The sequence below is a fragment of the Nocardia sp. NPDC059180 genome (assembly GCF_042754945.1).
Taxonomy (GTDB): domain Bacteria; phylum Actinomycetota; class Actinomycetes; order Mycobacteriales; family Mycobacteriaceae; genus Nocardia.
Genome location: NZ_JBHZBU010000001.1, coordinates 1,182,981 through 1,195,490 on the forward strand (window position 1 = coordinate 1,182,981; position 12,510 = coordinate 1,195,490).

Genomic DNA, 12,510 nt, shown 5'->3' on the forward strand with positions numbered 1-12,510 from the left:
AACTGATGGCAGCTGCTGTCGAGGCGAACCCGGGCGGTCGCGCCGTGGTCTTCGCCGACGCCGCCGCCACACGCGGACAGCTGAGCTATGCCGAACTGGACGAAATGTCCACCAAACTGGCACGTTTGCTGATCGACCGTGGTGTCGGGCCCGAGGATCTGGTCGCCGTCGGCATACCCCGATCCATCGAATCGGTGGTCGCGGTGTGGGCCGTGGCCAAGTCGGGTGCCGGGTTCGTGCCGATCGACCCGAATTATCCGGCCGACCGGGTCCAGCACATGGTCAAGGATTCCGGCGTGGTCATCGGCCTCACCGTCGGCGCCGTCGCGGAAACCCTTCCGGGACATGTCGATTGGCTGTCCATCGACGATGACGCCGCGGTGCGGCTGCGTGATCAGTACTCGGCGGAACCGATCACCTTCGCCGACCGCGTGCGTCAGTTGCGGGCCGAACATCCCGCGTACGTGATCTATACCTCCGGTTCGACCGGACTGCCCAAGGGCGTCGTCGTCACCCAGGCGGGACTGTCGAGCTTCTGCGACGAACAGCGTGAGCGCTATCGGGTGAGCGCCGATTCGCGCACACTGCATTTCGCCTCACCCTCCTTCGACGCGTCGGTGCTGGAGCTGCTGCTCGCACTCGGCGGCGCGGCGACCATGGTGGTGGCGGCGCCGACAGTGTACGGCGGCGATGAGCTGGCGAGCCTGCTGCGCCGCGAAGGCGTGACGCACGCGTTCATCACCCCTGCGGCGCTGGCCTCGGTGGATCCTGCCGGCCTGGACGATCTGCGGGTTGTGGTGGCCGGTGGCGAGGCGTGCCCGCCGGATCTGGTGCGACGCTGGGTACGGCCGGTCGCGGACGGCACCAGGGAATTCTTCAATGGTTACGGTCCGACCGAGACCACCATCATGACCAATATCAGTGCGCCGCTCGGCCGCGACGACGCGGTCACCATCGGTGGCCCCATCCGGGCGATCACCGAATACGTGCTGGACGAGCGCCTCACCCCGGTGCCGACCGGGGTGGCGGGCGAGCTCTACATCGCGGGCGCGCAGTTGGCACGCGGCTACCATGAGCGTCCCGCTCTCACCGCGCAGCGTTTCGTCGCGAATCCGTTCGACGACAACGGTTCCCGTCTCTACCGCACCGGGGATCTCGTGCGCTGGACTTCCGACGGCGATCTGGAGTACCTGGGCCGCAATGATTTCCAGGTGAAGATCCGTGGTTTCCGGATCGAACTCGGTGAGATCGATGCGGTACTCGGCAACCATGAGTCGGTCGATTTCGCCGTGACGGTCGGGCATCGGCTCGACAGCGGTGCGACGATTCTCGCCGCTTTCGTGCACGCCGCCGATGGCGCGATCGTCGATACCGGTGCGCTGCTGGACTTCGCAGGCCACAGCCTGCCCTCCCATATGGTGCCGACCTCGGTCACGGTGCTCGACGAGATCCCGTTGACCCCGGTCGGCAAGCTGGACCGGCGCGCGCTGCCGACGCCGAGATTGCAGACCAAGACCTTCCGTGAGCCATCCGGCTGGGCCGAACTGCTGGTCGTCGAGGCGTTCGCCGAGCTGCTCGGTACCGAGGCGCCGATCGGCGCCGATGACGACTTCTTCGAACTCGGTGGCAACTCGCTGATCGCCACCCAGGTCGCCGCGCGGCTCGGCGCCGCCGTCGACGCGAGGATCGCGGCGCGGGTGATCTTCGAATCCCCGAGTGTGACGGCGCTGGCCGGGCGCCTGGACGCCGAGAGCGGGACCGGTGGGCGCCGCGCGCTCGCGCCCATGGATCGGCCGCCCCACATTCCGCTCTCACCAGCCCAGCAGCGGATGTGGTTCCTGAACCAATTCGATACCGAGTCGGCCGCGAACAATATTCCGTTCGCGCTGCGGCTGACCGGTGCCCTGGATCTTGCCGCATTGCGTGCGGCCGTCGGTGATGTGCTCGACCGGCACGAGAGCCTGCGCACGGTGTATCCGGCGACCGATGGCGCCGGACATCAGGTGATTGTGCCCGCCGAGCAGGTGCTGCCGGACCTCACGCCCGAGCCGTTGTCGCCGGAGCGGTTGCCGGGGTGGCTGGTCGAGCGGGCGCTGGCCGGGTTCGATGTGGCGGCCGAGGTGCCGTTGCGGATCGCGGTGGCCGAGCTCGGCTCCGACGATCATGTGCTGGCCGTGGTCGTACACCACATCGCGGCCGACGGTACGTCGATGGCTCCGCTGGCGACCGATCTGGTGACGGCGTATCTGGCGCGGATCGACGGGGCCGCACCCCGGTGGGCGCCGCTGCCGGTGCAGTACGCCGACTACACGCTGTGGCAGCGCGAGCTGCTCGGCGACGAGACCGATTCCGAATCGCTCGCGGCCAAGCAGCTCGTGTTCTGGCGCGCGGCCCTGGCCGGCATTCCGGACCGGATCGACCTGCCCGCCGACCGCCCGCGGCCCACCCAGTCCTCCGGACGCGGCGGCACACTGGCTTTCACGATCGACACCGACACCACGACCCGTCTCGACCGTATCGCGCAGGATGCGGGCGCCTCGCTGTTCATGGCGGTGCACGCCGGTTTCGCGACGCTGCTCTCGCGCCTGTCCGGTTCCGCCGACATCACCATCGGCACGCCGGTGGCCGGTCGCGGTGAACGCGAGCTGGACGGGCTGATCGGCATGTTCGTCAACACGCTGGTGCTGCGGACAGAAATAGATCCGCACGACACCTTCACCGAACTGCTCGCCGCGGTGAAGGACACCGACCTCGCGGCGTTCGCGCATACCGAACTGCCGTTCGAGCGGCTGGTGGACGCCCTGGACCCGGTGCGTTCGCAGGCCCATCATCCGCTGTTCCAGGTCGCGCTGTTCTTCCAGAACATGACCGCGCCCGCGGTGGATCTGCCCGGCCTGACGGCCGCCGCGGTCGAATTCGACGGCGCCGTAGCAAAATTCGATCTCCAGCTCACCGTGACTCCGACCGCGGACGGTGGCCTGTCGGCCCTGTTCACCTACGCCACCGACCTGTTCGACGAGGCGTCGGTGGCCGAGTTCGCCGCCCGGCTGCGGCGCACATTGCGCGCGGTCGCCGCCGATCCGGACCGGACGATCGGCGATATCGATCTGCTGTCGATGGTCGAGCGGGACCGGATCCTGCACGAGTGGAACGACACCCGCAATCTGCTGACCCCCGAACTACTGCTCGACGGCTACCGGCACGCCGTCGCCGCGCACGCCGATGCGGTGGCGCTGGTGTACGAGGGCAGGCAGCTGACCTACCGCGAGTTCGACGAGCGGGTGAATCGGCTGGCCCGGCTGCTGATCGAGCAGGGCGTCGGCGCGGAGTCGCTGGTCGGTCTCGCGGTCCGGCGTTCGCTGGATCTGGTCGTCGGCATGTACGCGATCGTGGCCGCAGGCGGTGCGTATGTGCCGCTGGATCCGGATCATCCGGCCGAGCGAATCGCGCACATTCTCGATACGGCTCAGCCGGTGGCGGTGGTCACGACCACCTCCGACGCGGTCGGAGTCCCCGCCGGAACCCCGGTGCTGCGCATCGATGCGATCGATCTGGAGCGCTACGACGCGACGCCGATCCGGTCGACGGAATTGCTGCGGCCGGTACGCCCGGAGCATCCGGCCTACGTCATCTTCACCTCGGGCTCCACCGGCCGCCCGAAGGGTGTGGCGGTCACCCATGCCGCCATCAACAATCAGATCGAGTGGATGCTCACCGAGTACCCGCTCGGCCCCGATGACGTGTACCTGCAGAAGACCGCGACGACGTTCGACGTGTCGCTGTGGGGTTTCTTCATGCCGTTGCGGACCGGCGCCAAGCTCGTCGTCGCGACGCCGGACGGGCATCGCGATCCCGCCTACGTCGCGGAAACGATTGCCGCGCAGCGGGTGACGGTCACCGACTTCGTGCCCTCGATGCTGACGGTGTTCGCCGCGCACACCGCGCCCGGTTCCTGCCCGAGCCTGGCGCATCTGTTCGTCATCGGCGAGGCGCTGCCGCCGGAGACCGTCGCGGCGCTGCGCGCGGTGACCGATGCCGCGGTGCACAATCTGTACGGCCCCACCGAGGCCGCCGTCTCGGTGACCTACTGGCAGGCCGACGCGGCCGAGCAAGGGTCGGTGCCGATCGGGCTTCCGCAGTGGAATACCCGTGTCTACGTGCTGGATTCGCGACTGCGGCCGGTGCCCGCCGGTGTCGCAGGTGAGCTGTATCTCGCGGGCGATCAGCTGGCGCGCGGCTATGTGCGGCGGCCGGACCTGACCGCTGATCGCTTCGTGGCCAATCCCTTCGGCGGCGCGGACCGTATGTACCGGACCGGTGACCTGGTGGTGTGGCGTGGTCCCGCCGATGACGCCGTCCTCGATTACCTGGGCCGCACCGACTTCCAGGTGAAGTTCCGTGGTCAGCGCATCGAGCTGGGGGAGATCGAGACCGCGCTGCTGGCGCAGCCGTCGGTGAGCCAGGCCGTTGCGCTCGTCGTGCCGACCTCGCTTGGTGACCAGCTGGTGGCCTACGTCGTGCCCGCGCCGGGCATTGCGATCGAACCGCTGGAGCTTCGCGCGGCGATCAGCGATCGTTTGCCCTCGTACATGGTGCCCGCGTCGATCGTCGCATTGGCCGAGTTCCCGTTGAACCCGAGCGGCAAGTTGGATCGTAAGGCGTTGCCGGAGCCGGTGTTCGAATCCCGCGAGTTCCGTACGCCATCGACACCGGTGGAGGAAATCGTCGCCGGAGTTTTCGGCGAGGTGCTCGGCGTCGGCCGGGTCGGTGTGGACGACGACTTCTTCGCCCTCGGCGGCAATTCGCTGATCGCCACGCAGGCGGTGTCCCGGCTCGGTGCCGCGCTGGGTGTGCGGGTGCAGGTGCGGGCATTGTTCGAGACCCCGACCGTCGGCGCACTGGCGGCCGCGGTGGAATCGCAGACGCACGGCCGCCGGACGGTCGAGCTCGGCGGTATCGAACGCCCGCAACAGCTGCCCTTGTCGCTGGCACAGCGGCGCATGTGGTTCCTCAACCGCTTCGACCAGGACGCCACTATGGGTTCGGCGGCCTACAACCTGCCGTTCGCGCTGCGGCTGACCGGTGCGCTCGACGTCGACGCGCTGGGTGCGGCGCTGGCAGATGTGGTCGCGCGGCACGAGGTGCTGCGGACGGTGTATCCGGAGACCACGGATGGTCCGGCACAGGTGGTGTTGCCACCGCATGCGGGTGCTCCCGTGATGAGCGTGCGCTCGGTAAACGAGGCCGAAGTGCCTGGTGCGGTATACGCACTGGCCTCGACCCCGTTCGACGTGACCGACGAGGTCCCGCTGCGCGCTGTGCTGCTGCGCGTGCAGGATGCGGGCTGGCAGCAACGCCGGGCAGCCGACTCGGCCGTGTCCACCGGGCGTGGTGACACGGACGAGGGCACTACCCCAGCTGCTGAGTCGGCCACGCATCGACACCTCGGCGCACTCGACGGGCGGCCGGCAGGGCGGCTCACCGGCGGTGGTCGCGCGGGCACCTATGTGCTCGCGGTCGTCGTGCACCACATCGCAGGTGACGCGTCGTCGATGGCGCCCCTCGTTCGCGACGTCATGGTCGCCTACGCCGCACGGGCGGCCGGTGCGGCACCGGACTGGCAACCGCTGCCGGTCCAATACGCCGACTACGCGCTCTGGCAGCGCGAGGTACTCGGCTCCGAAGGCGATGCGGATTCGGTTGCCGCACAGCAGATCGCGTTCTGGCGCGAGCAGCTGGCCGGCTTGCCCGATATGCTCGAGCTTCCCGCCGATCGGCCGCGGCCTGCGATCGCGTCGATGGCAGGTGCGCGGGTGCCGATCGAGATCGACGCCGACACCCACGCTGGTCTGGTCGCCTTGGCGCGTGCGCACAACGCGACGCTGTTCATGGTGGTGCACACGGCGTTCGCCGTGTTGCTGTCGCGTCTGTCGGCGTCCGGCGATATCGCCATCGGCACGCCGGTGGCCGGCCGAGGAGAACGCGAGCTCGACGAGCTGATCGGCATGTTCGTCAACACCGTGGTCTTCCGTACCCAGGTCACCGGCGGCGAATCGTTCGCCGACCTGCTGACCCGGCAACGTGAGTCCGATCTCCAAGCCTTCGCCCACGCCGATATTCCGTTCGAACGTTTGGTGGAGGTGCTGAACCCGCCGCGCTCGACCGCTCATCACCCGCTGTTCCAGGTCGGCATGTCCTTCCAGAACGTGGCGCGCGCCGAACTCGAATTGCCGGGTCTCGCGGTGAGTGCGGTGGATGCGGATCTGGATGTGTCGCAGTTCGATCTGCATCTGATCGTCGGCGACGCCTACGACTCCTCGGGTGCGGCCACCGGGATCGGTGGTTTCTTCACCTACGCCACCGACCTTTTCGACGAGGCCACCGTGCGCGGCTTCGCCGACCGGCTCGGGCGCGTGCTCGCCGGGGTCGTTTCGCGACCCGATGTCGTCGTCGGTGATATCGACCTGCTGGACGCCGACGAACGCGAGCAGGTGACGCTCGGGTGGAACGCCACCGAGTACCCGCTCGCCGGAGATGCGGCACCGACGCTGGCGGCGATCCTGGATGCGGCGGTAGCGGCCGAGCCGGATCGCATCGCGATCGTTGCCGAGCAGGTCGCCGGTTCGCATATCGAGGCCTACCCGGGCGAACGGCAGACCTCGACGCGCGACGCGAGCCTGACTGACTCGTCGCCGGGCGACAACCTCCCGTCGACTCGGTTCGTGAGCCTCACCTACGCCGAACTGGACGCGCGGGTCAACCAGCTCGCCCGCCACCTCATCGCTCAGGGCGTCCGCCCGGAATCCCGTGTCGCGCTCGCACTGCGCCGGTCGATCGATCTGGTCGTGGCGATGTACGCGGTGAGCCGGGCCGGCGGTGCCTACGTGCCGGTCGATCCGGACCAGCCTGCCGAGCGGACGCGCTACATTCTCGAGACGGCCGATCCGGTGTGCGTACTGACGAACACCGCGGCGGGATTCTCTTCGGCCGGGGCGCCGGTGGTGTCGCTGGACGAGCTGGATCTCGACGCGATCAGCGCCGCGCCGATCACCGATGCCGATCGGGTGGCGCCGTTGCGCGCAGACCACACCGCGTACGTGATCTTCACCTCCGGCTCGACCGGACGCCCGAAGGGTGTCGCGGTGTCGCATCGCGCGATCAGCAACCAACTGCATTGGAAGGCAGCCGAATTCGGCCTGACCGCCGATGACGCCGTTCTGTTGAAGACGGCCGCCACTTTCGACCTTTCGGTGTGGGAGTTCTGGTCCGCTGCCGCGTGCGCAGGACGCCTGGTCATCGCAGCCCCCGACGGCCACCGCGATCCCGCCTACCTGGCCGAACTCATCGCCGACCAGAGCGTGAGCACCCTGCACGCCGTTCCGTCGATGCTCGATGCCCTGCTGACCGCAGGCTTGCCCGCTTCGCTTCGCCGCATCCTGGCCATCGGCGAAGCCCTGCCCGGCGCCCTGGCCCAACGCGTGCTGCGGGAACGCCCGAGCACCGAACTATTCAACCTCTACGGCCCGACCGAAGCGGCCGTCTCCATCACCGCGCACCGCGTGACCCCCGCCGACCAGGCATCGGTGCCGATCGGTGCGCCCGAATGGAACAGCCGCGTCTACGTGCTGGACGCCCGTCTGCGCCCGGTCGCGCCCGGCGTCAACGGTGAGCTGTACCTCGCAGGCACCCAGCTCGCCCGCGCCTACGTCGCCCGCCCGGACCTGACCGCCGAACGCTTCGTCGCCAACCCCTTCGAACCCGGCACCCGCATGTACCGCACCGGAGACCTCGCCGCCTGGAACCGGTCGGGTGAACTGGAGTACCGGGGCCGCACGGACTTCCAGGTGAAGATCCGTGGATTCCGAATCGAATTGGGCGAGATCGAGGCGGCGTTGCTCGCGCTGCCCGGCGTGGCGCAGGCCGCTGTCGTCGCGAAGTCCGACGCGCACACCGGCGACCGGCTGGTCAGCTATCTGGTGCCCGACCTCTCGGCCGGTTGGGCTCGCGCAGAGCTCACAAGTGACCGCCCGCGTCACCGTGTGCATGAGTCACGTCACAGTGCGCACGAGTCCTCGCCCGTCACAGTCGATGTGGCGGCAGTGAAATCAGCGCTGTCGGCAGCACTGCCGTCGTATATGGTGCCCTCGGCGTTCGTGGTGCTGGATACGCTGCCGCTCACCGTGAACGGCAAGCTCGACCGGAAGGCTTTGCCTGAGCCGGAGTTCGAGGCGCAGGAGTTCCGTGCGCCGTCGACGCCTGTCGAGGAGATCGTTGCGGACGTGTTCGCCGGGGTCCTCGGTGCCGAGCAGGTCGGTGCTGATGACGACTTCTTCGCTCTCGGTGGTAATTCACTGCTGGCGACTCAGGTTGCCGCCCGTCTGGGTGCGGCGCTCGATGGCCGGGTCCCGGTGCGGACGTTGTTCGAAGCGTCGACAGTCGCGGGTCTCGCGCTGAAGCTCGAACAGCACGCCGGTTCCGGCCGCCGCGCGCTGACTCCGATGCCTCGGCCCGACACCATCCCGTTGTCTATGGCGCAGCAGCGGATGTGGTTCCTCAACCAGTTCGATACCGCCTCATCGGTCTACAACATTCCCGCCGCCATCCGGCTGACCGGCGAGCTGGATGCCGAGGCGTTGGCGGCAGCGGTCGGCGACCTGGTGGCGCGGCACGAAATCCTGCGCACCACCTACCCGCAGACCGACGACGGCCCGATCCAATCCGTCGCCGGCACGGTGTCTGTCGATCTGACCGCACGCCCGGTCGACGAGGACCAGGTGGTCGACGCGGTACGCGAGGTCGTCTCCACCGGATTCGATGTGACGCGCGAACTCCCGTTCCGCACCGCACTGTTCAGCATCACCGGCACCGACCACGTCCTGGTCTTCGTCGCCCACCACATCAGCGCCGACGGCTGGTCGATGGGCCCGCTCACCCGCGACCTGATGCTGGCCTACGCGGCACGCAGTGGCGGCAGCGAGCCGCAGTGGACACCGCTGCCGGTCCAGTACGCCGATTACAGTCTGTGGCAGCGTGAAACCCTCGGTGACGAAGCCGATCCGGACAGCCTCATCGCCACCCAGACCGGCTACTGGCGCGACGCGCTCGCCGGCCTCCCCGAGGAACTGCCGCTGCCCGCGGACCGGCCCCGCCCTGCCGCCGCGTCCTACCGCGGCGAAACCTTCGCCATCGACCTCGATGCCGAACTGCATGCCGCCCTGGAACGCGTTGCCGCCGAACACAATGCGACGCTGTTCATGGTGGTTCATGCCGCGCTCGCGGTTCTGCTCGCGAGGTTGTCCGGCACCACCGATATCGCGGTCGGTACGCCGGTCGCGGGCCGCGGTGAGGCCGAACTCGACGAGCTGATCGGCATGTTCGTCAACACGCTGGTCCTGCGCACCGAGGTCGATTCCGCCGCCGGGTTCGACGCCCTGTTGCGCGAGGTCCGCGGTAGCGATGTGGCGGCGTTCGGCCACGCCGACGTCCCGTTCGAGCGGCTGGTCGAACTGCTGGACCCGGTGCGTTCGGCCGCGCGGCATCCGCTGTTCCAGGTGATGCTGACCTTCCAGAACCTCGCGCAGACCGAACTCGCCCTGCCCGGCCTCACCGTGTCGGCCGTTGACCTCGAGGTCGCGGTCGCCAAGTTCGATCTGCAACTCACCATTGCCGAGCAGTCGGACGCTGCCGGTATGAGCGCGGTGTTCACCTACGCCACCGATCTGTTCGACGCCGCGACGGTGCGGTCGTTCGCCGATCGTTTCCAGCGGGTCCTCGATGCCGTCGCGGCCGACGCGGGCACCGTCATCGGTGATATCGACCTGCTCGCCCCCGGTGAGCGTGACCGCGTGCTGCACGCCTGGAACGCCCCCGGCGCCTGGGTGCCCGGCACGACGCTGCCGGATCTCATCGCCGAGCAGGCCTGGCGCCGCCCCGACGCCGTCGCCATCCGTGCCGGTGACACCACGCTGACCTTCGCCGAGTTGCAGCGGCGAGCCAACCGGGTCGCCCGTGCCCTCGTCGCGCGTGGCGCCGGGCCGGAGTCGCTGGTTGCGGTCGCCGTCGCACGCACCGAAGACCTACCGGTGGCCCTGCTCGGTGTGCTCGCCACCGGCGCGGCCTATCTGCCGATCGACGCCACCTACCCGGCCCAACGGCTCGAGTTCATGCTCGACGACGCCGCCCCGGTCTGTGTTCTCACCACGGCCGCCGAACGCGATCGCGTCCCGGTGGGGGAGCGGCCGGTGCTGCTGCTCGAGGACACCGCCGACTACTCCGACGTCCGGATCGACGACGCCGATCGCACGGCTCCGCTGCGCGCGGACAACCTGGCCTACGTCATCTACACCTCCGGCTCCACCGGCGTCCCCAAGGGCGTCGGCGTCACCCACCGGAATGTGGTGGAGCTGTTCGCCAATACCCAGCCGATGTTCGGGTTCGGGCCCAGCGACGTGTGGACGCTGTTCCACTCCTACGCCTTCGATTTCTCGGTGTGGGAGCTGTGGTGCGCGCTCACCCACGGTGGCAGCGTGGTGGTCGTCGACTATCTCACCTCGCGGTCGCCGGAGTTGTTGCGCGAGTTGCTGATCCGCGAACAGGTGACGGTGCTGAACCAGACTCCGTCGGCGTTCTACCAGCTGGCCGACGCCGATCGCGACGCCGACGGCGAATTGTCGCTGCGCTACGTGATATTCGGTGGCGAAGCGCTGGACTCGCGCAGGCTCGCCCGCTGGTACGAACGTCATCCGCTCGACGCGCCACGGCTGGTCAACATGTACGGCATCACCGAAACGACGGTGCACGTGTCGTTCCTGTCGCTGAACGAGGACACCGCCGAGCGTTCCGGCCTGATCGGCCGCGCCCTCGCGGGACTGGATGCCAGGGTGCTCGACAACCGGCTGCATCCCGCACCCGCGGGTGTGCCGGGCGAGATCCACGTAGCCGGCGCCCAGCTGACCCGGGGCTACCTCGGCCGTCCGGGTCTGACCGCGACCAGGTTCGTGGCCGACCCCTACGGTGCCCCGGGCTCCCGGGTGTACCGCACCGGCGACGTCGGCCGCTGGCGCGACACCGTCGCACCGGCCTCGCTGGAATACGCGGGCCGCAGCGATCAGCAGGTCCAGCTGCGCGGATTCCGGATCGAACTCGGCGAGATCGAAGCCGCCCTGCTGCGCTGCCCCGGAGTCGGCCACGCCGTCGCCGTGGTCCGCACCGACGCCACCACCGGCGACCGGCTGATCGGCTACGTGGTTCCTTCCGCGGGTTCCGCGCTCGACCTCGCGCAGCTGCGCGGCCAGGTCGGCGAATTCCTCACCGGCTATATGGTTCCGGACGCCTTCGTGGTGCTGGATGCCCTCCCGCTGACCCCGAACGGCAAACTCGACCACCGCGCGCTGCCGGAACCCGAGTTCGCGGGCGCCACCACCTTCCGCGCCCCGGAAACCGAACTCCAGCAGGCGGTGGCCGAGGTCTTCGCCGACCTGCTCGGCGCCACCCGGGTCGGACTGGACGACGATTTCTTCAGCCTCGGCGGCAATTCGCTGCTCGCCACCAGGGCGGTGAGCCGCCTGCGCGCGGTCACCGGCGTCTCGGTGGCGGTGCAGTGGTTCTTCACCGACGCCACCGTCGCGGGCCTGGCGGCCCGGCTCGAATCGCCCGCATCGGAACTCGACGCGGGTGCCGCCCTCGATGTGCTGCTGCCGTTGCGCGCCGAGGGCGAAGCCGAACCGCTGTTCTGCCTGCATCCGATGTACGGGCTTGCCTGGTCCTATGCCGGGCTCACCGGGCATCTGCCCGCCGGGGTGCCGCTGTACGGGCTGCAATCGCCCGCGCTCTCGGGCGAGGGCGAGCTCCCGGAGACACTGGCCGAGCTCGCACATCGTTATCTGACCGAGATCCGGACGGTCCAGCCGCACGGCCCGTACCGGCTGCTCGGCTGGTCCCTCGGCGGCGTGCTCGCCCATGCCATCGCCACCGAACTGCAGGCCGCGGGCGAGGAGGTCACGCTGCTGGCCATGCTGGACAGCCATCCTGACCCGGATGTCGCCGGATTCCGTGCCGCCGTACGGGAGGCGCTGGCCGAACTCGGGCTCGGCGCCGAGGTGCTCGGCGACGGCGATGATGTCTACGACCTCGGAGACGAGGCATTGGCCACATTGCACGCGATGATTCCGTCCGAACTGCTCGCGCTCACCCCGGAGCGGTTGCGGCGGGTCTATCGCGGCGCGGTCCGCTCGGCCGAGTTGATCTCCGGATATCGACCCGGGGTCTTCGACGGCACGGTCGAGTACTTCAGCGCCGCCCACGCGCATCCGCGCCAGGTCACGGGGACGCCGCGAGCTGCGGATTGGCAGCCGCACGTCTCCGGTTCGGTGGTGGATCACCCGATTCCGGTGAACCATGATCAAATGACCGCACCCGCGGCGCTGGAAGTGATCGGCCCGCGCCTGGCCGCCCTGCTCGAACCGCCCGCCTGAGGCGAACGTTGGCCGTGGCCGCCCGCCTCTTGCGCGG

At 69.0% G+C, this 12,510-nt stretch carries 1 protein-coding gene; it reads left to right on the forward strand.

The window, feature by feature from the left end; all coding sequences use genetic code 11:
* Positions 1–2: 2 nt before the first annotated feature.
* The gene (locus tag ACFXNW_RS05570; RefSeq protein ID WP_379416314.1) at positions 3–12,473 is read left to right on the forward strand and encodes an amino acid adenylation domain-containing protein; all 12,471 of its coding nucleotides are present in this window, start codon (positions 3–5) and stop codon (positions 12,471–12,473) included.
* The last annotated feature ends 37 nt before the right edge of the window (positions 12,474–12,510 follow it).